General features: G+C 50.3%; 22 protein-coding genes. 11 read left to right on the top strand and 11 right to left on the bottom strand.

Annotation, left to right across the window (positions count from 1 at the left end):
* Positions 1-110 precede the first annotated feature (110 nt).
* Positions 111-272, top strand: coding sequence for a DUF1328 family protein (locus B5D63_RS29740; RefSeq protein WP_078672524.1), 162 nt, complete (start codon positions 111-113; stop codon positions 270-272).
* 36 nt (positions 273-308) lie between these two features.
* On the opposite strand, the gene B5D63_RS29735 is transcribed toward B5D63_RS29740, so the two are convergent.
* Positions 309-1,067: a DUF695 domain-containing protein gene (locus tag B5D63_RS29735; RefSeq protein ID WP_078672523.1), complete on the bottom strand. Its 759-nt coding sequence runs from the start codon at positions 1,065-1,067 to the stop codon at positions 309-311.
* A gap of 425 nt (positions 1,068-1,492) precedes the next feature.
* On the opposite strand from B5D63_RS29735, the gene B5D63_RS29730 reads away from it, so the two are divergent.
* Together B5D63_RS29730 and B5D63_RS29725 are read left to right on the top strand one after the other, a co-directional pair.
* Positions 1,493-3,988: a TonB-dependent receptor gene (locus tag B5D63_RS29730; RefSeq protein WP_078672522.1), complete on the top strand. Its 2,496-nt coding sequence runs from the start codon at positions 1,493-1,495 to the stop codon at positions 3,986-3,988.
* Between the two features lie 192 nt (positions 3,989-4,180).
* Positions 4,181-4,654, top strand: coding sequence for an acyl-CoA thioesterase (locus B5D63_RS29725; protein WP_078672521.1), 474 nt, complete (start codon positions 4,181-4,183; stop codon positions 4,652-4,654).
* A gap of 4 nt (positions 4,655-4,658) precedes the next feature.
* Here the strand turns inward: B5D63_RS29725 and B5D63_RS29720 are convergent, their stop codons facing one another.
* The 3 genes from B5D63_RS29720 to B5D63_RS35180 form a co-directional block, all read right to left on the bottom strand.
* Positions 4,659-6,440 carry an ABC transporter ATP-binding protein gene (locus tag B5D63_RS29720; protein WP_078672520.1) on the bottom strand — a complete coding sequence of 594 codons (1,782 nt, stop codon included), beginning with the start codon at positions 6,438-6,440 and terminating at the stop codon, positions 4,659-4,661.
* A gap of 118 nt (positions 6,441-6,558) precedes the next feature.
* Entirely contained in the window at positions 6,559-6,816 is a 258-nt protein-coding gene (locus B5D63_RS29715; RefSeq protein ID WP_078672519.1) for a hypothetical protein, read from the bottom strand.
* A gap of 67 nt (positions 6,817-6,883) precedes the next feature.
* Positions 6,884-7,081, bottom strand: a complete 198-nt coding sequence (locus B5D63_RS35180) for a hypothetical protein (protein ID WP_159456219.1) — start codon at positions 7,079-7,081, stop codon at positions 6,884-6,886.
* Between the two features lie 91 nt (positions 7,082-7,172).
* Here B5D63_RS35180 and B5D63_RS29710 point away from each other — a divergent pair, with 91 nt between their 5' ends.
* From B5D63_RS29710 to nfi, 3 genes are read left to right on the top strand one after another with little or no spacing between them, the layout of a single operon-like run.
* Entirely contained in the window at positions 7,173-7,838 is a 666-nt protein-coding gene (locus tag B5D63_RS29710; RefSeq protein ID WP_159456218.1) for an MgtC/SapB family protein, read from the top strand.
* A gap of 7 nt (positions 7,839-7,845) precedes the next feature.
* Entirely contained in the window at positions 7,846-9,045 is a 1,200-nt protein-coding gene (locus B5D63_RS29705; protein ID WP_078672517.1) for a DUF763 domain-containing protein, read from the top strand.
* 17 nt (positions 9,046-9,062) lie between these two features.
* Positions 9,063-9,758 (top strand): deoxyribonuclease V, encoded by a 696-nt coding sequence (gene nfi / locus B5D63_RS29700; RefSeq protein WP_078672516.1) that lies wholly within the window; start codon positions 9,063-9,065, stop codon positions 9,756-9,758.
* Here nfi and B5D63_RS29695 read toward each other — a convergent pair.
* Complete coding sequence (locus B5D63_RS29695; protein WP_143313195.1) at positions 9,755-11,383, bottom strand: hypothetical protein; 1,629 nt, start codon at positions 11,381-11,383, stop codon at positions 9,755-9,757. The genes nfi and B5D63_RS29695 overlap by 4 nt on opposite strands.
* A 112-nt stretch (positions 11,384-11,495) precedes the next feature.
* Here B5D63_RS29695 and B5D63_RS29690 point away from each other — a divergent pair, with 112 nt between their 5' ends.
* Entirely contained in the window at positions 11,496-12,479 is a 984-nt protein-coding gene (locus tag B5D63_RS29690; RefSeq protein WP_159456217.1) for a phosphotransferase enzyme family protein, read from the top strand.
* Here B5D63_RS29690 and B5D63_RS29685 read toward each other — a convergent pair whose 3' ends face one another.
* Positions 12,480-12,944: a DUF6265 family protein gene (locus tag B5D63_RS29685; protein ID WP_078672513.1), complete on the bottom strand. Its 465-nt coding sequence runs from the start codon at positions 12,942-12,944 to the stop codon at positions 12,480-12,482.
* 108 nt (positions 12,945-13,052) lie between these two features.
* On the opposite strand from B5D63_RS29685, the gene B5D63_RS29680 reads away from it, so the two are divergent.
* From B5D63_RS29680 to B5D63_RS29670, 3 genes are all read left to right on the top strand, one after another.
* Positions 13,053-13,748, top strand: a complete 696-nt coding sequence (locus B5D63_RS29680) for a LytR/AlgR family response regulator transcription factor (protein ID WP_078672512.1) — start codon at positions 13,053-13,055, stop codon at positions 13,746-13,748.
* Between the two features lie 122 nt (positions 13,749-13,870).
* On the top strand, positions 13,871-16,069 hold the full coding sequence (locus tag B5D63_RS29675) for a response regulator (RefSeq protein WP_143313193.1): 2,199 nt from the start codon (positions 13,871-13,873) through the stop codon (positions 16,067-16,069).
* Between the two features lie 155 nt (positions 16,070-16,224).
* On the top strand, positions 16,225-16,440 hold the full coding sequence (locus tag B5D63_RS29670) for a hypothetical protein (RefSeq protein ID WP_078672510.1): 216 nt from the start codon (positions 16,225-16,227) through the stop codon (positions 16,438-16,440).
* Positions 16,441-16,603: 163 nt separating this feature from the next.
* On the opposite strand, the gene B5D63_RS29665 is transcribed toward B5D63_RS29670, so the two are convergent.
* Positions 16,604-17,857 (bottom strand): tetratricopeptide repeat protein, encoded by a 1,254-nt coding sequence (locus tag B5D63_RS29665; protein ID WP_078672509.1) that lies wholly within the window; start codon positions 17,855-17,857, stop codon positions 16,604-16,606.
* A 180-nt stretch (positions 17,858-18,037) separates the two neighbouring features.
* Complete coding sequence (gyrA, locus tag B5D63_RS29660) at positions 18,038-20,629, bottom strand: DNA gyrase subunit A (RefSeq protein WP_078672508.1); 2,592 nt, start codon at positions 20,627-20,629, stop codon at positions 18,038-18,040.
* Positions 20,630-21,050: 421 nt separating this feature from the next.
* Between gyrA and B5D63_RS29655 the strand changes: the two genes are divergently transcribed.
* Complete coding sequence (locus B5D63_RS29655; protein WP_078672507.1) at positions 21,051-22,379, top strand: saccharopine dehydrogenase C-terminal domain-containing protein; 1,329 nt, start codon at positions 21,051-21,053, stop codon at positions 22,377-22,379.
* 86 nt (positions 22,380-22,465) lie between these two features.
* Here the strand turns inward: B5D63_RS29655 and B5D63_RS29650 are convergent, their stop codons facing one another.
* The 3 genes from B5D63_RS29650 to B5D63_RS29640 all read right to left on the bottom strand — a co-directional run bounded on the left by B5D63_RS29650 (position 22,466) and on the right by B5D63_RS29640 (position 24,649).
* Positions 22,466-23,143, bottom strand: a complete 678-nt coding sequence (locus B5D63_RS29650; protein ID WP_078672506.1) for an SIR2 family NAD-dependent protein deacylase — start codon at positions 23,141-23,143, stop codon at positions 22,466-22,468.
* A gap of 22 nt (positions 23,144-23,165) precedes the next feature.
* Positions 23,166-24,041, bottom strand: coding sequence for a DUF4349 domain-containing protein (locus B5D63_RS29645; protein WP_159456216.1), 876 nt, complete (start codon positions 24,039-24,041; stop codon positions 23,166-23,168).
* Between the two features lie 197 nt (positions 24,042-24,238).
* The gene (locus tag B5D63_RS29640) at positions 24,239-24,649 is read right to left on the bottom strand and encodes an EVE domain-containing protein (RefSeq protein WP_078672504.1); all 411 of its coding nucleotides are present in this window, start codon (positions 24,647-24,649) and stop codon (positions 24,239-24,241) included.
* Positions 24,650-24,664: the final 15 nt, after the last annotated feature.

Below are 24,664 nucleotides of genomic sequence, written 5' to 3'. Positions count from 1 at the left end.
GTGTAATGCAATTATTGTACTGGACCGGAATAATAATTGAATGAAGCAGAGCAGATAAGAAAGCTTATTGCAACCAGTATTATATATTGTTCACCTTAAAACCTTCTGCTATGTTACGTTGGGCATTGATATTCTTTATTGTGGCTATTGTGGCAGCGATCTTCGGGTTCGGCGGAATCGCCGCCGGCGCCGCCTCCATAGCCAAAATACTGTTCTTTATTTTCCTGGTGCTGTTCCTCATCTCTCTGTTGTCAGGACTGCTCAGGAAGTAAACAAAAAAAACAGGGACCACAAGGTCCCTGCTTTTGTTATTTTACGATGCTGGTCTCCCAGCCGTCATATTCTGCGTTCACCTGTTGGGCCAATTCCCAAAGGGTCATGACCACACTGTCTATCGTGGCTTCGCTGGCCTTGTCTGACCGCGACACACATAATTTGAACGGAAATTCAGGATTGTCATTCTTCATGTCATGGGCAATCTCAAAACCGTTCTCACGGATATGCTCCCAGTAGGTAGCCTTGTCTTCTTCTGTTCTGAAATGAATCCAGTGCTCAATAGGACGCTCCCGCTCTGACATGTCGCCATGCTGACGCAGCATCCGCAATACTTTCCTGTTTTGAATACGCTGAAATTCATACACGTCGGGAAACAGGAAGTCGAAATAGAGCTCCCAGTTATTATCTTCCTTTACCCCGTAGTCATAACGGTAGTCCGGGAACCTGATCATTGCATCCGCAATGAATTTATCATGCAGCAACAGGTCGCCTGTATAAAAATAAAAGTCGCGTACACCATTGGAAAAAGTACGGCCCACAAAATGTGCGTCCAGATTGGTTGTTAGCTGTTCTACCAGGCTGTCCTCTATCTCGCCCATAATGGCGAATTCATCGTTCTGTGGAAATCCGTCTTCCCGTGGATTGTTCAGGTATACCGTAATATATATCGCATTCGGCTTCTCCTTCAATGGTGCAAATCGTCTCAGATCAAGGTCAAGGCCTATTACTGCTGGACTTTCTTCAATATGGCACGTGTAAATATCCCAGTCCGGTCGGTAATCCTTATGCATATAAAAAAATTAAAATAACGCAACAGCTGGCTGTAAAGATACGTAGCTATCTGTTACCATTGAAATCATTTTCTCGCAAAGATGAATATAAGACCTGCGTTTTTTTGGTAAGAACGCAAAGAACCGGAGATCGCTTGTTATTTCTTTGTAAGCTTACCGATATCTTTTTATGCTTTGCGTTCTTACCAAAAAAGCACAGGTCTTATGCCGCTTTGCGAGAGCTTAACACTATTTAACACTCGTGGATTTTCAGGCACACCCTTTGTAAAACCATTACCTGTAAAGAATTCTGTAAGATCCCGAGGTCAGAACATGTTACTGTGGTGGATTCTGACACACCTTTCATCCTAAAAAAACGTTTTTCTTCCGCCATTACAACTAAATTTACCGCCGCTATAAATTGTTGGACGCTAGTAAAAGAAATTATGAGAAAAGTTGTATTGCTATTGACAGGATGGATGTTCTTGTTTAACCTGACATTAACGGCACAACAGCACGGTAACAAACCGCCTGCTGGCAATGCCGGAAATATCTACGGAAAACTGCTCGACGCACAAACAGGAAAACCGGTAGAATATGCTTCTGTGGCCCTGCTGCGCCCGGATTCCTCCGTGCTCACCGGTATGCTTTCCAAACCCAACGGTGATTTTAACTTCGAAAACCTCGCGCTCGGAAAATATATCCTGAAAATAAACTTCATCGGCTATGAAGTTTTCTATAAACCAGCACAGCTCAACGCCAAAAGCACCACGCTCGATGCAGGCAATATTAAACTTCGCCCTAATGTAAAGTCACTCGCCGCTGTCAATGTAGTAGGTGAGAAACCAGCCTTTACCATGGCTATTGACAAAAGGGTGTTCAACGTGGAAAAGAACCTCGCCAGTATCGGCGGCACGGCCACGGACGTACTGAAACAGGTGCCTTCTGTCAGTGTGGACATAGACGGTAATGTGAGCGTACGCAACGGCGCCCCCACCATCTTCGTGGACGGGCGACCCACCACCCTCACGCTGGACCAGATCCCGGCAGACGCCATCGCCAATATCGAAGTGGTGACCAATCCGTCGGCCAAATACGATGCAGAAGGGATGAGCGGTATCTTAAACATCGTCCTGAAAAAAAATAAAAAAGCAGGGGTCAACGGACAGCTCAGCGGCGGCGTGTCCTCTCTGGGCAGCACCAACACAGGCATCGATTTCAACCTGCGCCAGGATAAATTCAACTTCTTCATCAACTACGGCACCCGTAACCGTAAATCCCCTATGACCAGCCGTCTCTCCAGGAAAAATATCCTGTCAGACACCACCAATTACATCGATCAGCTGCAGGACGGGGATTTTTACCGCAACTTCCAGAACGGCCGTATCGGCGTGGACTGGTTCATGGACAACCGTAACACCCTCACCATTTCCCAGGGTATCACCGGCGGCAACTTCAACCGTTACAACGATCAGACCCAGAACGAATTTGACATTCACCGGGAGCTGGTCCGTTACGGTACCGGCATCAACAACAGCAAAAACGGGTTCCGCAACTACTCCACCCAGCTGGGCTATAAACACACCTTTGCACGCGAAGGCGAAGAACTGACGGCAGACCTCACCTACAACCGTGCCACGGGCGACAACAGCTCCGAATATTCGCTGCAATACTATAACCTGAAAGGCGATACCATCAACAGCCCGGTAAAGCCGCAATACCGCTATGGCAACGGAGAAGGTAAAACGACTTATCTCACCGGACAGGTGGACTATGTACGCCCCTTCTCAGATAAATCGAAAATCGAAATGGGCCTGCGCACCAACATCCGTAAGTTCGACAACTTTACCAACACCTACGGGCAGAACTACCCCAGCGGTACGTTCACCATCGACTCCGCGTTGTCCAACAGCTACCACTACCAGGAGCAGATCAACGCTGGCTATGTCAGCTATAGCGGCGCCCAGGGCAACTTCGGATACCAGGCAGGCCTGAGAGCGGAGCAGTCCAACTATTCCGGTGAAACCCGCTTCGGCGACAAGGCTTCCTACAAGATCAACTACCCGATCAGCCTTTTCCCCAGCGTGTTCCTGTCCCAGAAATTTAAAGGCGATCATGAGCTGCAACTCAACTACAGCCGCCGTATACGCCGCCCCTGGTTCCGCGATCTGCTGCCCACCATCGAGTACAGCGGACAGAATGCCAGCCGCGGCAACCCGGACCTGCGCCCGGAATTCACCAATTCCTTTGAGCTGTCTTACCTGAAAGACATCGCACATAAACACAACGTACTGGTATCATTGTACTACCGCAATACCGATAATGCCATCACTGACTTTTATGTAGATACCACCCTTAACCTGAACGGACAAACGCAAAGAGTGCTGCTGTCTTACCCGATCAACGCCAGCACCCGCAACTCCTTTGGCGCTGAGTTTACCGTAAGAAGCCAGCTCACCAAAGACTGGGACCTTACCGCTAACGTCAACCTGGCACAGACAAAAATCAGTGCCGCCAACCAGGAGAATAATTTCAGTAACTCCGGCTTTACATGGTTCGGGAAACTCAACAGCAATACCAAACTGCCCTGGAACCTTACCCTGCAGATCACCGGCGAATACGAATCCCGCCAGATCCTGCCGCAGGGCGAAAGAAAACCCCAGTACTCCATTGACGCAGGTATTAAAAAAGATATGCTGAAAAATAAAGCACTGTCCATTTCCCTCACGCTGAACGACATCTTTAACTCAGACCGTAACCTCAGCTATACCAGCACGGCCTTCTCTGAAACAGAGAACTACCGTAAACGCCTTACCCGCGAGCTTCGCCTCAATGCCACCTGGCGCTTCGGAAAAATGGACTACAACCTGTTCAAACGAAAAAACAACAGGTCCGGTAAAGACAATAACAACGAGATGGGCGGCGTCGACAAAGGCGAGTAGCTCACGCAAAGAAGCAAAGCAGCAAAGCCCGCAAAGGGAATAATAAGAAACAAAGAAAGCAAAGGAGCGAAGATCTATCCAGATGGATCTTCGCTCCTTTGCTTTCTTATTAGTCTTAAAAAAATCTTTGCATGCTTTGCTGCTTTGCGCCTTTGCGTGAACTTATTACATTCGTGCTACAAACAACTTTACATGGACTCTATTTATCATACCATTACCCTGCGTTTCCTCGCCGAACCTTCTGACGTTAACTTTGGCGGTAAAGTTCACGGCGGCTCCGTGATGAAATGGATAGACCAGGCGGGTTATACCTGTGCCGCCAATTGGAGCGGGCAATATGCAGTTACCGTATATGTAGGCGGCATCCGCTTTTTCAAACCGATTGCCATCGGCGACCTGGTGGAAATTACCGCTACCATCATCTATACCGGTAACACCAGCATGCATATCTCCATTGATGTTTTTGCCGGCAATCCGCGGCAACAGCACAAACAGAAAACCACACACTGTGTAATGGTGTTCGCTGCAGTAGACGATAACGGTAAAACCATACCGGTGCCTAAATGGACACCACGTACGGCCAATGAGATCAGTATGGAGAGTTATGCTAAAAAACTGATGGACCTCCGCAAGGACATCGATGAAGAAATGAAACCTTATATGTAGCCCGCTAGTGGCTGAACTGCATCTCGCTCAACATACGGTACAGCCCTCCGTCTACCCCTATCAGTTCCGCGTGGGTACCTTGCTCCACGATGTGCCCTTTGTCCAGCACAATGATTTTATCTGCCTGCCGGATGGTAGACAGGCGATGCGCAATGACAATGGAGGTACGTCCTTCCATTAGTTTATCCAGCGCGTCCTGTACCAGTCTTTCCGATTCAGAATCCAATGCGGAGGTAGCCTCGTCGAGGATCAGGATACGCGGATTTTTAAGTACCGCCCTTGCGATAGCGATACGCTGACGCTGACCACCGGACAGCTGAATGCCCCGTTCCCCTACGACCGTCTCCAGGCCGAGCGGGAAATGTTTGATAAACTCCCAGGCGTTGGCCTGGCGGGCAGCCGCCTCTATTTCCCCGTCTGTTGCATCCGGCTTGCCATAAGCAATATTCTCACGGATGGTGCCTCCGAAAAGGAACACGTCCTGTGGCACTACCGCCATCTGAGAGCGAAGTACCGACAGGGGTATGGAAGCACCCGGTTTGCCATCGTATAATATGCGGCCTTCCACCGGATCGTACAACCGCAGCAACAGCGACACGATAGTGCTCTTACCTGCGCCGCTGGGGCCTACCAGCGCCACTTTCTGGTCTTCCTCCACCTCAAAGGAAATATTTTCAAGAATGGTCAGGTCGGGCCGGGATGGATAATGGAAAGAGATATTACGGAAAGAGATCTGTCCCTCCAGCTGCTCGCCCGGCGCTATCTGCACAACTTCCGTAATCGCCTCTTCCGGTTCATCCAGTATTTCAAGAAGATTTTCCGTAGCGCCGATGCTTTTCTGCAGGCTGGTATATATCTCCGCCAGCCCTGCGATAGAACCGCCAATAAATACCGAATACAGGATAAATGACAGCAGCTCGGGCGTGCTCATGCCCATTGACACCCCTCTCCAGATCACCGCCACCAGGGCGCCGAAAATACCGAGAATAATAAAGGAAGAGAAGGCTCCGCGGTATTTACCGCTTTTCATGCCGATGCGGGCTGCCTCATTGGTACGCTGCCGGTACCGGGCTATCTCAAAAAACTCATTGGCGAAAGCCTTCACGTTCACAATCCCCTGCAGCGTTTCTTCCACCACCGTGTTGGCCGCTGCCACCTGCGTTTGTACCTGTTTGGAGAACTGCCGGATGAACTTACCGAAGAAAACGGCAGCCACCATCATCACGGGCAGAATGGCCAGCATAAAGGCGGTCAGTTGCCATGAGGTGATCAGCAGAATGATCACGCCACCGATGATGATCACCATCTGTCGGATAAACTCTGCCAGCGTGGTGGTGAAGGTGTCCTGCAACAGGGTGATATCGGAGGAAATACGGCTGCTTAACTCTCCCACCCTTCTTTCCAGGAAAAATCGCATCGGCAGCCGGATCATATGACTGTACACATGCTGCCGCAGCGCCGCCAGTGTTTTTTCAGTGACGTTCACAAACAGGATGGTGCGGAAAAAAGAAAAGATGGCCTGTCCTATCAGGACTGCCACCAACAGCAGCCCTGCTCTGTTGAAGCCATGGAGAAGGTCTGTGACACTTTTGGGATCAACCAGGTCGCCCAACAGACGGGGAAACGCCAGCCCTGCCAGGCTGGAGATCAGCAAAAAGACGAACCCCAGGGCGAATTCAACCCAATAGGGTTTTACATAACGGAACAAACGAAAGGTTTTTTTAAGGGATGTCCATTTCAGACTAGGTTTGGGAGCCGGGACGGCGGCAGTGGTTTCATTTTGCATTAGGATATATACTTTGTTAATGGGGACGATATACCGGCAAATATATTGTATAAAGGAATGCCTTACTTCGGATAAAAGCAATTTTTATTCCGTAGTAAGGCATCAGTAGGGCTACAGGTTATTGTGATTTGTGCCCTGGATTTCTGGAGGAATCTCCGGCGCCGGTACCAAAGCGGGCTGAATCTTCGCCCGGATTAATGGCTCCCGGAGGAATTTGTGCGGCCGGCGCAGTGTCCGGAATGATAGCGGCTGTGTCTGTAGTGCCGCTGCTGTTCAGGTTCATCGAATCCTGATTGTTGTTTTGTGCGCCATTGCCGCAGGCCGTCAACATAGCCACAGCGATGCCGGCAGCTAACAGCAGGTGAGATACTTTCATGGTCCAGTGTTTAAAGGGTGAAATAAACAGTTACATGGTATAAACAAATTTCATCCCTTTAAAGGCTTTACTGGCGTGAAGTATCCGGTTTGGTCATGGTGCTGTCCACTGGCATGACACTGGTGCTGTCTACCCTGGGTACGGTTACCGCAGCTGAATCTGCTTCGCGGGAAGCCTCCTTACTGCTGTTACAGGCAAACAAAAGGATACAAAGGATTCCTGTAACGCAAGTCACCATAAAAAATTTATATACGAAAGGCTTCATATGGCAGGTATTTATTGTTCTTAATCAGGTAGATGCAGGAAAGAATTGTGCCAACCCTTACATTTGTAAGGGTATATTTCCCCTTTTCGATATGAAACATCTGTTACAAACAATAGAGGAAGACCAGATCCTGAAAGTATGCATCGCCCTGCTGATCGGCGCTATCCTGGGGCTGGAGCGGGAATACAAAAGAAAGGCGGCAGGCATGCGTACCATGACCCTCATCTGCCTTAGCAGTACCATCTTCACGATCCTGTCTGCTGAACTGGGCTACCCTAACAGCTCCGACCGTGTAGCATCCAACATCCTCACCGGTGTCGGTTTTATTGGCGCGGGCGTGATTTTCAAAAATGATTTTACCATCGATGGCATTACCACTGCCGCCTCCATCTGGATAGCCGCGGCCCTCGGCATGGCCATCGGCATGAGCCAGTATGTGCTGGCAATAGGCGGACTGGCAGGCGCTTTGATCGTGCTTATCCTGATGGAGTTCACGGAAAGAAGTATTGCGGAAGTCAATGACAAACGTTACTACACGATCTATTTTCATGAAGAGAAATTTCCACAGGTAGACGTTGAGCATATCCTCAATACTTTTGGATTAAAATACAAGCGGATGCAAACCGCCCGCAAAGGAGAACTGATCGAAGTCAATTACACAGTCCGTGGAAACCGTAGCAAAATGGAACGATTAGATGAATTTTTGCTACAGAACAAACATATATCACAATTTCAGGTACAACTAAACCCACTGTAACCCTACCATGCCCTCTTATGCAGACATGCCGCTACATTATGGTCACGTACCGCCCTGGCTGGCCAAACGGATGGCCCTCCTGGGTGGCGCCATTGTAGAGGCTATTGTGACAGATTACGGAAAAAGTGAAGTGATAAGGCGGCTGAGCGACCCCTGCTGGTTTCAGGCGCTGGGATGTGTGCTGGGCATGGACTGGCACTCTTCCGGCATTACCACCAGCGTGATGGGCGCCCTGAAAAAGGCGGTCAATCCACGTTCGGAGGAACTGGGTATTTATATCTGCGGCGGCAAAGGCCGGCACAGCAGGGAAACACCGGCCGAACTGATGCGCATCGCCGATAAAACCGGCCTCCCCGGCGATCAGCTGGTGCACAGCAGCAAACTCACCGCCAAAGTAGATAACACCGCCATCCAGGACGGCTTCCAGCTATACCTGCATTCCTTCGTTTTATCGACCAATGGCGACTGGGCTGTGGTGCAACAGGGCATGAACGACGCCAGCAGCATGGCGCGCCGCTACCACTGGCACTCCTCGGCTTTCACTTCTTATACCGAAGCACCGCATACCTTTATCTACGGCCGCAACCAGGGCATGATCCTCAATCTCACCGATACGCAGGCAGCAGCTACCAAAACCGGTATCCTGCAACTGCTGGAGGAAAAACCTGCACACCTGTTGCCCGAAATACGCAACCTGGTGATGCCCTCCCATCACGAGGTACGCGCGGAAAATGTCAATCTCAAACGCCTCGGCAGCGTGCTGGCGCTGGCGCATGAGGTGCATCCCGTCAACTTCGAATCCCTCCTGATGCTGGAAGGTGTGGGGCCCCGCACCCTGCAGTCCCTCACCCTGGTCAGTGAAATAATACACGGCACCCCCTCCCGCTTTGAAGACCCGGCACGGTTTTCTTTTGCGCATGGCGGAAAAGACGGACACCCGTTTCCCGTGCCCACCCGCATCTATGACGAAACGATCGAGACGCTGCGGGACGCGCTGAACAAAGCGAAAATAGGCCATACCGACAAACAGGAGGCTATCCGCAAGTTGTCGACGTTAGCGCAGCGCATAGAGCAGGATTTTGAGCCCAACGCCAATTTCGAAAAGGTGATAGAACGGGAAAAACAGGACTCGTGGAAGTACGGCGGCCGTACCGTATTCGGGAAAGCTGCTCCGCCGAAAGACGGAGAACAATTATCTTTATTCTGAAGCAACAGCGGATATCCATGAAAGATTACAACACCCTTAGCGTACCCGAAGCCACCCTGTTACAGCAGGAGATGCGCCATCAGGTTGTCACCGCTCCTTTTAACGGGAAAATACAACTGATTGCCGGAGCGGACATCTCTTTTAATAAGTTTAGCACCACCGTTTATGCGGGTATCGTACTGATGCGGTTCCCCAGCCTGGAGCCAGTGGGCTATAGCCTTGTTGTGAAAGAGGTCACTTTTCCTTATGTGCCCGGATTTCTGGCTTTCCGCGAAGTACCGGCCCTGCTGGACGCCTGGCAGCAACTGCCACAGAAACCGGACGTGCTGGTGGTGGACGGCCATGGTATTGCCCACCCGCGACGCATGGGTATCGCCTCCCATTTCGGAGTGCTGGCCGGCCAGGTGACTGTTGGCAGCGCCAAGAAAAAATTGTACGGCACCTATAAGGAACCCGGGGAAGAGAAAGGCGCACACACCCCGCTCACCGACAAACAAGGCGTCGTTATCGGCACGGTGCTGCGCAGCAAACAAAAAGTAAAACCCATCTTCGTCTCCCCCGGCCATCTCATCGATGTGGAAGGCAGCCTCTCACTGGTGGAACAATGTGTCCGGAAATACCGGTTGCCCGAACCTACCCGGCTGGCGCATAATGCGGTCAACCAGTTCCGGCTCGGCACCCTTGCTGCCGGTTATACGCCGGCGGACGTTTAAAACTGTATCCATGCCACTGCCGCTTTTTTCTCCGTGCCCTTACGGCTGATCATCACGGTAGCGTATACACGTTGTGTCACGTCATAACAGGAAGCCCCCATCATACAGTAATACCCTTTCGTTACTTCCGGCGCCCCGAACAGGAAAAGCCGCTCCATCTTACCGTTGTAAAAACGGTAACATACAAAGTTAGCGTCTGCTGCGTACTTCAGCGGCTTCTTCACTTTATCCTGTCCGCCGGTTTCCAGGTATTGCAGATAATCGTTGAATAGCACAAAGGTAGCGTTGGGAATATTGACATAGTCGTAAGACAGGTAGGTGTTGGTATTCAGCGCGGCAATCTTGTTACGAAACACCCATTCACTCTTCATTCTGCGGTGCAGGGAAAAAGGTTCACATACACCGGTGATGGACTGGTATTTGGAAACCGCCATCGTTTCATTCTCCCTCCCGCTGCTGTCCAGCAAAGCCACTGCTATATCGCCCATGTTGGTATGTAGCTTGTTGATCTGTGTATTGCCTTGTTTGTAGCGGGTAAGGGCTTCCAGCAACAACGTACCGCTGCCGTCACCATGCCAGTACACCCGCTGCGGCACGCCCTTATAATCTTCTTTGTAACCAAGGTTGATCTGTACATTTTTGCCCAGCTCAGGAAAAGACAACTGCTGATGTTTTCGCGGTTTACCCGAAGCCAGCAGGGTATTGAGGAAAATGCCACTGCTGCCGTCCGCCCGTTGTCCGGGCACGTAGAGCATCAGCTTCACTTCATTGCGTGCCGGCAGGAACTGCTGATACCCGCTCACATCGCCGAAGTTGGCCGTATAGTCAAGCACGTGGTGGGCGAATGTAGCGGAATCGGGCGACAACGCTGAAAAAATGACCTTCGACCAGGGCTCGTTTCCCTTCCTTTTCGCATTAAACCCTACGGTACTCATATACACTTTCTCTTTACCATGCACCGACAGGCTGATGTAACTGAAATAGCTATACGCCGTATCCGGCAGATAATAAAGCCCGGTATTGATCAGCTCATGGTCCGGAGAGAAATGCATGACACGGATGCGCTCCCGGATGCTGTCGTTGCGCTGTATTTCCCCGCCGTTGAAAAACGCCACAGCATAGTAATCGCTGTCAGGGTCTTTCTCCACGTAACAATCATGCGATGCCAGGTTTTCCTGGACATACACGCTGCGGTGCTGCACCGTGGGCAGCTCCCCCAGCCTGTCCTCCCGCAGTAGTTTGCCCGTTTGCGGGTCCAGCACCAGCCTGAAAAACACCGGAACATATTTCACCAGCTGCTGCAGGAAAATCACCGGCTGACCGTTGATTTCATAAATACCGTCAATTTCGGTGGACTCCAGGTCTGCCGCGTTCCACAGGCTGCCTGCCACAGCATCGGCCGCTACCTGTTCCCGTTGAGGGTTGTACACCGTTACCCGCAACCCCTCCTTTTTGGAGAAATGTAACCAGAAGGTATGCCCGTTTTTTAACTGCATGAGTTTGTCCCATCCGTCCAACGGCTCTGCCACGGCGGGCCCCAGCGTCACAACAGGTACCTGTGCCCACAGGCCCGCAGGAATGAAAAATATGCACCAACAAACAACTGATCTGATATAGGACATCATCTTCTTATTAATTATATATTTCAAATATATGTAATTATATATAATTATTTATTTGTCAAATATGTTATCTGTTTTTTACCCTCCATCCGTAGAAGATGGATATCTTTACAGCATGAGAACTGTTTTTCCCGCCACTTATTCCACCCTCTGCCCCACTGCCTTATCAGCTTTCCTTTCCGAAAAATACGCGCTGAAAAACGTACAGTGTGAGCTGCTGGTGCGCGGCGTAGGCGACACTTATCTGGTCCAGTCACCGGGCGACCGTTTTATACTACGGGTGTACCGCTCCTCTCACCGCAGCCTCCCGCAGATACAGGAAGAAGTAGCCCTGCTGCAGGCACTGAAAGCCGCGGAAGTATCTGTGTCCCACCCCCTGCAGGATAAAGCCGGAGAAACGGTCCAGCGGCTGAACGCCGTGGAAGGAGAAAGATGTGCAGTGCTGTTCAGCTACGCTCCCGGGCACCCGGTGAGGATGTTAAACGATCAGCAGTTATACCTGCTGGGCAGGGAAATGGCACGCTTTCACCAGGTATCCGCTGCCTTCGGCGCCGGAAAAACCAGGTGGACGTTTAATGAAGACAGTATGTTCGTCCGCCCGCTTGCCCAGCTGCAGCCTTTTTTTGCCAATAACGCAGCAGATTATACGTGGTTGCAGCAGGCCGCTGCCACCGCCGCGGCAAAACTGTCTGCCACGAAAGGTTTGTCAATGGGATATTGCCACTTTGACTTCCTTCCGAAAAACATGCATTTCGATACTAACGGCATCACGTTGTTTGACTTTGACTTTATGGGATATGGCTGGCTGGCCAATGATATCGCTTCCTTCTGGCAGTACCTCGCGCTGGAGGTGTACACCAAAAGAATGACGCAGGAGGAAGCCGACCGGCAGTACCACCTGCTGCTGGACGCCTACCGTGAACATCGCCCGCTGAATGAAAGAGAGCTGGAAGCAATCCCTTTCATCTCGCTCGGATGGTGGCTCTTTTATATGGGTTTTCATACCACCCATGACCAGTTTCACGCTTTCGTACAACCGGGACATTTAAAGCTGTTCACCGGTTTGCTGCGCCACCTGGCCGATACGCACTGGAAATAATCAGGGCTTCTTGCCGAAGAAAAAATCGATGGACTTGCCCTCACCGGAAATGGTCACCTTCAGTTGTTCATCCGTCTTTTGATACACGATCTTTTGGGGGAAATCATGCGCCGGGTTTTCACAGGTAAAGCCACCGGCAGCGATGGCCGTAATTTTAAACCAGACAAGCCCTTTATTTTCGGCCACGTCGGCTACATAATACAATGCATTATCTTTCACCAGCAGTTGCAGCCCTTCTTTAAAGAGGGTGTCGTTATCCTTCATGGTGACGCCGATGCCTTTCATTGCTGCAGCGGAAGTCTGTTCCCATTGCTCCAACCCTGTCCTGCCAGGCCTGGATACCTTTTTTATCCAGGTACCTTCCAGCCAGTGCAACTTTGGAAAATCGGCGGCTGTGGGGATTTGGGCATTAACGGTAGTCATCACCCACAGCAGCAAACCGGATAAGAGAAAAGCTTTCATCATACCATAGGAATTTGTTCCCGGAATATACAACAAAACCAGGCGAAAAAAACTGCGCTCCCATTGCAGAGCGGATGATTTTATATTATCATTTGTTCCTAAATTAGCCGCATGAACTGCCTGATAGTAGACGATAATAAACTCGCCCGCACAGCCATGAAACAGCTGGCCAGCCATGTGGAACAGCTGCATGTGACCGGCGAGTGCAGCAGCGCCATGGAGGCTTACAACCTTATCCGGAAGGAAAAAATCGACCTGCTCCTGCTCGATATCGAAATGCCGGGCATGAGTGGTCTCGAACTGACCCGCAACCTGGGTAAAAAGCGGCCCCTGATTATTTTCACGACGGTCAACAAAGACTATGCAGTAGAAGCTTTCGAGCTGAACGTGGCTGATTATCTCATCAAACCGGTCAGCCCGGCGCGTTTCATCCAGGCTATCGAAAAAGCCCGCGAAATCATCGACAGCCACCACCGCGAGATACAGGTGTCCGATACCGAGTTCGTTTTTATCCGCGATAATGGCATCCTCAAAAAAATACGGACTGAAGATATCCTCTTCCTCGAAGCCATGGGCGATTATGTAAAGCTGTACACCGCGCAGAAATTCCACGCCATCCATACCACGCTCAAAGCACTGGAAGAAAAATTGCCGGCCAATAAATTTATGCGCGTACACCGCTCCTATATGGTGGCGCTGGACAAAATAGAAAGCATAGAAGACGGTAATATCATCATCCTGAAAAATGCCATCCCGGTAGCAGACACCTACAAAGCGACCCTCAATAATAAATTAAACTTTCTTTAACAGTTGAACGACCATTTCCCCGTTTTGACCGATACCTATTGCCCGTTGAACCATAAATTAAATACGCCGACCTTTATTATCGTATTTTGAACCGCCTTTCCTTCATCAGCGTTAATAATGTCATGCAGCCGAAAAGAATAAAATATTACCTGTTAGGCCTGTTTATCACAGGAATGATTTTATTCGTGGTATTGCAGTTCAATTCGGCCAGGAATATCCGGAAGCTTATTTCCGGTAATGAACAGCTGCTACAGGAACTCAACGTAAAAAACGAGATCCAGAAGCTGCAAACCTCCCTCGCCAAAACAGACAGCAAAGTGCGCGGGGCCGTCATCTCCCGCGACACCACGCATATCACCGGCATTGAGGTGGAAATCGCCATCATTAAATCTGACCTGAAGGAAATCAATAAGATCGTTAAAAATGACAGCACCGAAAAACTGCTCACCCAGCTCAACTACCTGGTGGATGAGAAGAACAGCTTTAACCTGCTGATACTCGATACCTTTTACAGCAGCGGGAAAAGCGCCGCCGAGAAAATGATCAACAACCAGCGGGGCAAAAGGCTGGGAGAAGCCATCACCAGCATCCTCCATCAGCTGGACACCACGCGGCAGACAGAAGTGAACCGCACCACCCGCCTCATTGATACGAGCGGACAGAAAGCACAAAGCTGGGGCACCGTGCTGGTGCTCTTTGCCTGCCTCACCAGCCTGCTGGCATTCCTCTATATCACCAGCCGCATCCACCGCCAGGAGCAGCTCATTGAAGCACTGGATGAATCGCAGCGCCAGGAGAAAAACCTGGCCGCCGTAAAAGACCAGTTCCTCGCCAATATGAGCCATGAGATCCGCACGCCTATGAATGCCGTGCTCGGCTTCACGCACCTGCTGCAGGCCCAGCCACTGAATGACAAATCAAGAGAATACGTTAACGCTATCTCCGGCGCCGGTCGTAATCTCCTCGAAATCATCAACGATATCCTGGACATCTCCAAAATAGAGTCCGGCATGATGCGCATTGAAGCCACTTCTTTCAGTCTCCGCGGCGTACTCCATTCCATCGACACCCTCTTCCGCGCCAAAGCCGAGGAAAAAGCACTGCAACTTAATATCAGCATACAGGAAGAAGTGCCGGACATTCTCTACGGCGATGTCATGCGTCTCACACAGGTGCTGGTCAACCTCACCAGCAACGCGATCAAATTTACCGCTGAAGGCGAAGTGAATATTTACGTGACCAGGACATGGTCGGAGGATAAAAATGTTCGTTTACTCTTCACCGTGAGAGACACCGGTATTGGCATCGAAGCTGCCCAGCTGGACAGTATCTTCGACCGGTTCAACCAGGCGGAAGCCTCTACCACCCGCAAATACGGCGGTACGGGCCTCGGGCTTACCATCGTTAAACAATTGATAGAACTGCAGAATGGTTTCATCTCCGTGGAAAGTACACCGGGCAAAGGCACCGCCTTTAAAGTGGAACTGCCTTATCTGCTGGGCGAAACGATGCCGGAAAATACCGATATCCTCTGCACCGAAAAAGACCCGCAGCCTATACATCCTAATATCTGGCTGCTGGTGGCGGAAGACAACCGCATGAACCAGAACCTGCTGCGGCATCTGCTCAGCAGCTGGCAATTGCAGTACCGGGTGGTCAACAATGGCAGGGAAGCGCTCCAGGCGCTGGAAAAACAGGTCTTCGACCTGGTGCTGATGGACATACAGATGCCCGAAATGGACGGCTATTCTGCCGTCACCCACATCCGCAGGGAGATGCATTCCAATATCCCCGTCATCGCCATGACAGCCCATGCGATGGAAGGGGAACGGGAGAAATGCCTGCAGATGGGCATGAACGATTACATCTCCAAACCGATCGACGAGAATACACTCTATCGCATGATCCAGGTATATACCGGCAAATTCTCGTCCCGGGAGATGCCGCCCGCCGCCGCTCACCCGGCCGAAAACGGGCATTCCCACCTACTGAATATGCAATACCTGCAGGACCTTTCCAAAGGCGACAAGGCCTTTGAAAAAAACATGCTGCAACAGTTTATCACACAGCTGCCGGAAGACCTGGCCATGCTGAAAAACGCAATCGTCATCAACGACCCGGTAAGCATCAGGGCTACTGCCCACAACCTGAAGACCACGGTGTCTTTTACCGGGCTGGAAACACACCTCTACCCTATACTGGAGCAGCTGGAGCAAACCGATGAAAATAACTACAACGCAGATACGGCCAGCGAACTGTTCTATACGCTGAAACAGCTGTGTTTACAGGCTATACAGGAAGCTATCGACATCACTATTTAAAGCGGCCATCCTCCGGTACGACCGTTCATTTTTCCTTTTTCAACGACAGTAATACCCGGTTCACCGAAACGCGCCCTTCCTGCGTCGTTACCGGCATTATTTTTACATCACAATACTGAACAAAACATCATTAATCATTTAAAAAGACAATCATCATGAAAAAAATTATCGCTGCCGCACTGGTACTGAGCATTTCTGCTGCTGCTTTTGCACAGGCTCCTGCTGCTAAACCTGCAAAGAAAGAAAAAGCGAAAACTGAAGCTAAAGCTGAAGCGAAAACTGAAGCTAAACCAGCTGCTGACGCTACCAAAAAAGCACATCACGAACACAAAAAAGCGGAAGCTAAGCCTGCTGCTAAGAAAGCCGCTTAATTTACCATTATACAGCGTTTGAGTTAAAGAATAGCTCCGGGTAGCCCCGGAGCTATTCTTTTTTTGCCCATGACTTCAGCGTCCGGGATGCAGCCATGCAGGCACAAAAAAAATCCGCCGTTGCCGGCGGACTTTTTCTCAATTATAATGTATATGCTATTTACTATTTCAGTGCCTCCAGTTTCTTTTTCACTTCTTCTACTTTCGCAGTCTGGTTTTTGATAGCGTAGATTTTCTGCAGGGCATACAGGCAGCTTTCGTAAGTCTGTTTATCGCCGGCATCCAGGCTGCTGGCTTTAGCAGTGAAGCTGGCGTCAGCTTTCTCGAAGAAAGGCAATGCCTGGTTCATGAGGCCTTCTACTTTAGTCTGCAGTTCTTTTGCTTTAGGAGAAGTCTGTTGTTTGCTGTCCAGTTCGTTCAACTGTTTGTTGAACACAACAGCTTTGTTGAAGTACAGTGCGCCCAGCTGGAAGTTGGCAGTAGCGTCGTTAGCGTTCAGCTCCAGTACTTTTTTATAGGCGCTTTCTGCTTTACCGATCAGCTCTTCGTAGTTAGCCGGTTTCGGAGCATCGTTACCTTTTTCGTCGCGGGGATTAGCGAGGTTGTCTACACGGATAGCGTAGTCCAGCACAGCGGCTTCGTCGTTAGGATTGTCAGTCATTTTCTTTTCCAGCATGGACAGTAATTCGTTGGTTTTACCGGTTTTGCTGTAAAAAGCCATTTCCATATCGTTGAAGCGTTTATCCTTAGGGAATAAAGCTTTACCCTGTTCGATGGTTTTGAGCCAGTTAGCCTGGTCGCCTTTTTCTTCATACAGCTGACCCAGTACTACGTAAAGTGCAGGTTCGCCTTTGAATTGCAGGTCGGCGGCTTTTTTCAGGTAAGTGAAAGCGTCATCTTTCTTGTTAGCCTGGTTAGCAGCGTAACCGGTGTAGAAAGTCAGTGCGGTATCGGTAGGGATAGTGGTACCCAGGTTTTTGCTGTTGTAGAATTCAGCGATTTCAAAGGCGTTTTTGAAATCCACCAGGGAGGAGTCCCATTTCTGTTCGTTGAGGAAACCGTAACCAGCGTTGGCTACAGTAGCGTATACGTTGAACATTGGTCCGCCCATCTCCAGGATGGCTTCTTTCATTTTAGGATCGATTTCCAGTGCTTTTTTGAAAGAAGCGTAGGCTTCGAGGGCAAGGTTTGCGCTTTTTTGTTTGGTGCCCATCGCTTCCAGGATCTTGCCGTTTACCAGCCATGTCTTTGCATCGTTTTTGGTTTTATCATGCTGTAACGCTGCATCGATATCTGCTTTGGCTTTCTCCAGATCTTGTTTCTTCAGGTTCTCATCTGCGCTGCTTACTTTTGCTCTCTGGGCCATCACCGATACGCCGGCCGTACAAAAGAGAAGAGATACCAATAATTTTTTCATGTCTCTAGTTTTTAGTTGCTGATTACAATAAGAGTATGGTGCTCCCAATAATCCAATACAATCGGACTCATCGTTACCACTAAAGCCGGCCGTACTTTTTTTATCAGTTTAGGCAGGAGACACCTTTTGAGGGGCACCTCCTGCCATGAGCGGGTTAATTTTTTCCGTCTGTTGTGAATACTATTCCTGCGGAGTTTCAGGTTCTTCCGCTACAGTATCCTGTTCGGTGTCAGTGTCGTTGGCGGAAGTGCTGTCGTTGGCTACAGTGCTTTCTTCCCCTTCCACTCCTTCTATGGTTTCTTCTTCTTCCTGTTCGTCCAGGCGGGCTACTGCTGCGATTTCGTCAGCGTCGTCCAGGCGGATCAGGCGAACGCCTTGTGTGGCACGCCCTGCTTCGCGGATATCGGCCACCGCCATGCGGATGGTGATGCCGGACTTACAGGTGATCATCAGGTCGTGTTTCTCTGTTACGTCCAGGATGGCGATCAGGTTACCGGTTTTTTCGGTGATATTGATGGTTTTCACTCCTTTACCGCCTCTGTTGGTGATACGGTATTCTTCAATATTGGTCCGTTTACCGAAGCCTTTTTCAGAAACCACCAGCACTGTCCGTGATTCGTCGTCTTTGTTAACACAAATCATACCAACTACCTCGTCCTTTTCGCTGTCCACCTCAATACCTCTTACGCCGATGGCGCCGCGACCGGTGTCACGCACGGTATTTTCGGGGAAGCGGATGGCGCGGCCGCTCTGGATGGCCATCATGATCTGGCTGTCGCCGGTGGTCAGCTTGGCTTCCAGGAGCTGGTCCCCTTCGTTGATGGTGATAGCGTTCACACCGTTCTGGCGCGGACGGGAGAATTCTTCCAGCAGCGTTTTCTTGATGATACCTTTTTTGGTACAGAGAACGATATAATGGTTATTGATAAAGTCTTTATCGCCCAGGTCCTTGATGTCGATGATCGCGCGGATCTTATCGTCGCCAGGCAGCTGGATCATGTTCTGGATAGCGCGTCCTTTGCCGCTCTTCTCGCCTTCCGGTATTTCGTATACCTTCAGCCAGTAGCAGCGTCCTTTTTCGGTAAAGAACAGCATGGTATGGTGCGTAGAGGCCACGAACAGGTGTTCGATGTAGTCCTCGTCGCGGGTCCTGCCGCCGATAGCGCCGCGGCCGCCGCGTTTCTGCTGGCGGTAGTCGTAAGCAGAGGTGCGTTTGATATAACCGAGGTGGGAAATGGTGATCACCACGTCTTCTTCCGCGATGATATCTTCGATTCTCATTTCGCTGGCGAGGTACTGGATTTCGGTTTTACGTTCGTCACCGAATTTCTTCTTCACCTCTTCCAGTTCTTCCTTGATGATCTTCATACGGAGCCCTTCGTCATTGAGCACGTCTTTCAACCAGGCGATGAGTTTCATCACCTCGTCGTATTCCGCGCGGATCTTATCGCGTTCCATGCCGGTCAACCGTTGGAGACGCAATTCCAGGATGGCTTTGGCCTGTATTTCAGAAAGTCCGAACTGGCTCATCAGGCCGTCTCTCGCTACGTCCGGTGTATTGGAGGCGCGGATCAGGGCGATGACTTCGTCCAGGTGGTCCAGTGCGATCAGGTAGCCGGCGAGGATGTGCGCCTTCTCTTCTGCTTTGCGGAGGTCGAAGCGGGTCCTTCTTACCACTACCTCGTGGCGGAAGTCGATGAATTCGGCCAGCATCTCCTTCAGGTTGAGGATACGCGGACGGCCTTTCACCAGCGCCACGTTGTTGATACCGTAAGAAGTCTGGAGTTCGGAATATTTATACAGCTGGTTGATGATCACGTTGGAAATAGCTTCCTTCTTCAGATCGATCACCAGGCGCATCCCTTCACGGTCACTTTCGTCACGCACGTCGGTAATACCTTCAATGATCTTATCGTTGACCAGCTGCGCGATTTTCTGGTGCAGTACCGCTTTGTTGATCTGGTAGGGCAGTTCATAGATCACCAGTCTTTCGCGGCCGTTTTTAGCCGTTTCCGCGGTGATTTTACCTCTTACCACTACTCTGCCCCTTCCGGTCTCGAAGCCCTGCTTAACGCCTTCAAAACCATATATAGTGCCACCGGTGGGGAAGTCGGGGGCTTTCACGTGTTTAATCAGTTCTTCGATAGTGATTTCCCGGTTGTCGATATAGGCTATGGCGCCGTCCACCACCTCAGTAAGGTTATGGGGCATAATGTTGGTAGCCATCCCTACCGCGATACCGGAAGCGCCGTTCACCAGCAGGTTCGGGATGCGGGTAGGCAACACCGTGGGTTCTTCCAGGGTGTCGTCGAAGTTGTTGGTAAAATCCACCGTTTCTTTCTCGATGTCTTCCAGCATCGCTTCTGCAATACGCTGAAGACGGATCTCGGTGTAACGCATCGCCGCGGGCATGTCACCGTCTACGGAACCGAAGTTACCCTGACCGTCCACCATGGGATAACGCATGCTCCAGGGCTGGGCCAGACGTACAATGGTGTCGTAGATAGAGGCGTCACCATGCGGGTGGTACTTACCCATTACCTCACCCACCACACGCGCTGACTTCTTGTAGGGCTTGTTGCTGTGATTGCCCAACTCGTTCATTCCAAATAAAACGCGGCGGTGTACAGGCTTTAAACCATCTCTCACATCGGGCAAGGCACGACCCACGATCACTGACATTGAGTAATCGATGTAGGCCGTCTTCATTTGTTCCTCGATATTAATCTGGACAATTCTCCCTTCCTGCTGATTTTCCGTGTGCTCTGTCATTTTGTGTGTTGATTTACAGTTTTTTCTGCTGAAAACAGATAAGGGCAAATATAGCCATTTCGGCCCTTATTATGGCCTAAAATCGAAGAAATGTGAATAAAAACATCATTGTGTTATTCAATTATATAGCGTATTGCATATATGACTGATTTTTCCCATAAAGAACAACCATTTTTTACTTTTCTGCGTTAGTATGTGTAACGGGTTAATTTTACTTTATCTAAAATATGTATAAATAGGGAAATATATCGAAATTTAAATATTGGCAAAGTATTTGTTTTTAATCGACTGATAATCAATAGATCAAATCACCCAAAGTTAGCTATTGGGCGGAATATGCACCGAAATTTACTGTCTGTTCGAACATAAACATCAAAAATGCTGTTATTCCCCTGATTCTTAACCTTTTCTTAAAGAAACTATGAAGAATATTCTGTTGTTTGGGGCCGGAAAATCGGCGACCAGTCTGATAGATTATCTGCTGGCGAACGCACCTAGACAAAAATGGCATATCACGGTGGCCGACCATGACCTGATGCTTATCAAATCAAAAACCGGCAAGTCATATTACGCCACCCCGGCCGCCATCGACATCAAAGACCAGACCGCCCGGCAGCAGCTGATTCAGGAAACAGACCTGGTCATCTCCCTGCTCCCTCCCCACCTGCATATCACCGTGGCTAAAGACTGCCTCCAGTTCCGGAAAAATCTCCTCACTGCCTCCTATATAGACCCCGAAGTACGCAAACTCGAAAAAGACATTGAAAAAGCCGGCCTCCTGTTCATGTACGAAATGGGCCTCGATCCCGGGATCGATCATATGTCTGCCATGAAACTCATTCACTCCATCGAGAAAAAAGGCGGACAGATTTTTTCGTTTAAATCCTACTGCGGCGGACTGATTTCCCCCGAAAGCCTGGACAACCCATGGCAGTACAAAATATCCTGGAATGCCCGCAATGTGGTGATGGCCGGCGCTTCCGGCGCCATCTACCGCGACAAGGGCAAAACCCGGGAGGTTTCCTACGAACAGCTCTTCGATCATAATAAAACCATACAGGTACCCGGACTGGGAAAACTTGCCTACTATCCCAACCGCGACTCCCTTGGCTACATGGAATCCTACCGGCTGGAAAATATCGCAACCTTTATGCGCGCCACCCTGCGCTTCCCCGACTTCTGCGAAGGCTGGAACGCCCTGATAAAACTGGGCCTCACCGGTGAAGACGGCAAAGTACAGACAGACCAGCTCACCTGCTTCGACTGGGCCACGCGGCATATCGACGGGGCCGACAAACAGGCCGGCCATGAAGAAGTGATGGCCCGCTTCCTCGGCGTCAGCAGTAAGTCGAAAGTTATCCGGCAACTGAAATACCTGGGGCTGCTCAACGGAGATCAGATCAACCTTGGGGAAAAAACAGACGCTGAAGTACTGCAACACCTGGTGGAAGACAAACTGAAGATGGAACCGTCCGATAAAGACATGATCGTGATGATGCATGAAATAGAATTCGAACGCCGCAATATGGCCACCCGTATACACAGCTATATGATCACACAGGGCGAAGACAACGTCCGCACCGCCATGGCCAAAACCGTGGGCCTGCCGCTGGGCATCCTTGCCAAACTGCTGTTACAGGAAAAAATAACGCTTACCGGACTGCACATCCCGGTGATGCCGGAAGTATATAACCCGGTATTAAAAGAACTGGAAGAATTTGATATCCGTTTTGAAGAGAGTTTTGAGTAACACGATATGGTTATCCTGTGATAAACACTAACGGAGAAGAAAGGACTGGTGAGAGCTCCCCGCATTCGCCGGGGAGCTTTTATTTTTTACAAAAGGGTAAGCAGTTCCGCCACGCCGGCCGTAGCCGGCTTTTCTATACAGACAAGGTTTTCGTAGTCCTCTACGGACGGCAGCTTTTTATCGATCACGTAAACGCTGGCCTGCGGCCGGATGTAGTTCAGCAGGCTGGCAGCCGGATACACCTGTAACGAAGTACCGATCACCACAAAAATATCGGCCCACATCACCTCCCGTACGGCCTGTTCTATCATCGGCACCGCTTCGCCAAACCACACAATGTGCGGACGCAGCTGGCCGCCGTCTTCCGCCACGTCGCCCAGGCGGATATCTTCCCGGATATCGAAGATGGTCTCTTCGTTTTTCACACTGCGCATCTTAAATATTTCCCCATGCAGGTGCAGCACACGGGAAGAACCGCCGCGCTCATGCAGGTCGTCAATATTCTGTGTGATGACGCGCACATCATACTTTTCTTCCAACTGCGCCAGCCCCGTATGGGCGGCGTTTGGCTGTGCATTTTTCACATCCCGGCGACGGCTGTTATAAAAGTCCAGCACCAGTCCGGGGTTCTTCTGCCAGCCCTGTGGCGACGCCACTTCATAGACATCATAACCCTCCCATAACCCGTCAGTATCACGGAAGGTCCGGAGGCCACTTTCAGCGCTGATGCCGGCTCCGGTCAGCACCACTAATCTTGGTTTCATATGTTTTCGTTGTTTAAATGAATCAGGCAGTTGTGAGGGATTGTTTTTTTCTCCAACGCCTTCTGATAAATATAAAGAGAAAAACGCCAACCGCCATCAAAGGCCACCAGCCCATCAGGTCGATCATAAGTCCCAGTACATTGTTCCAGCCGTTACGCAGCGCCAGCCAGGCGCGGGAGAAGAAGCCCGGCGCTTCCGGCATGGAAAGGGCCAGCACCTGGTAGTATTCGAGATGGATAGTGCTGTAGCTCACCAGGCGGTCCATATACAGCAGCCGGCCTTTGGCCGCCTCTATCTCCTCCCGGATGGATTTCAGCTGCGCTTCCACTTCCAGCACGTCTTTTACCGTACGCGCCTGCTTCAGGATCTCCAGGTAACGCTGTTCTGTAGCCACCCGTGTGGTCATGCGGGCGTTCAGGTCCACATATTCCGCCGTGACGTCCTGGGCGTTGATGCTTTTTTCGTCCAGTCGCGTTACGCCACTGGTGAGCCGGTCCACACAGCTGTCGAAAGCCGCGGCCGGCACTTTAATATCCAGCTGGTTACGTTTCTCCGTCCCGTCTCCATGTTGTGATTCGGCTAAAATGTACCCACCGGACTGACTAACGATGCCGGCTACACGTTTTTTTGCTGCCGCAAAATCTTCCACGGAATAAATGATACGGGCTGTTTTAATAATCTTCTGTTCGGGGGAAGGCTTTTCGGGGGAAGGCTGACCGGGAGGAACCGCGTCTGCGGACAGGAATGCTTTTTCGTCTGCGGGCGCGTCCAGCGCAACAGGCGCGGCTTCATTAGCTGTAACGGCCGGAGACGCACTATCCACGGTGGCTTCGGATTGGGGTTTATGACTACAGGCAGTCAGCAGCCAAATAGCAGAGATAAGGGTTATATACTTCATTGTGATGGAATTTCCGGTATGATGCGGACATTTCAGAAACTCCATAATCATTTCGAAATTTTTTGATTTGGGGATTTGGGGATTTGGGGATTTTTTGATTTTGGGATTTTTTGATTTTGAGATCACCTTACCTGGTCACAAATCCCGAAATCAAAAAATCCCAAAATCCCAAAATCTCAAAATCAAAAAATCAAATCCTATTTCATCCCGCCCATTTCGAGGATCACGTTGAACTGGTCTTTGGTGACATCGCATACCGACAGGCGGCCCTGGCGGATCAGCGAGAGGTCGGCGAGCCTTTTTTCTGCTTTCATTTCAGCGAGGGTAACGGGTACCTTCAGGGCTTTGACAGGTTTCAGGTCCACCACTACCCAATTCGGGTCCGGTGTGGTAGGGTCCTGGTAGTGTTCTTTGGCCACTTCAGCAATGCCCACTACGGCAAGGCCTTCATTGCTGTGGTAGAACAATACCTGATCTCCTTTTTTCATGGCCTTCAGGTTATTGCGCGCCTGGTAGTTGCGCACGCCGTCCCAGAAAGTCTTTTTATCTTTTACGAACTGTTCCCACGAATATTTGAAGGGTTCCGATTTAACAAGCCAGTAGTTCATGTGTAACGTTTTTTG

The organism is Chitinophaga eiseniae, from assembly GCF_900167135.1.
In the GTDB taxonomy this organism is placed as follows: Bacteria; Bacteroidota; Bacteroidia; order Chitinophagales; family Chitinophagaceae; genus Chitinophaga; species Chitinophaga eiseniae.
The sequence above is the reverse complement of the archived record's forward strand: the minus strand, read 5'-3'. Positions and strand labels throughout refer to the sequence as shown.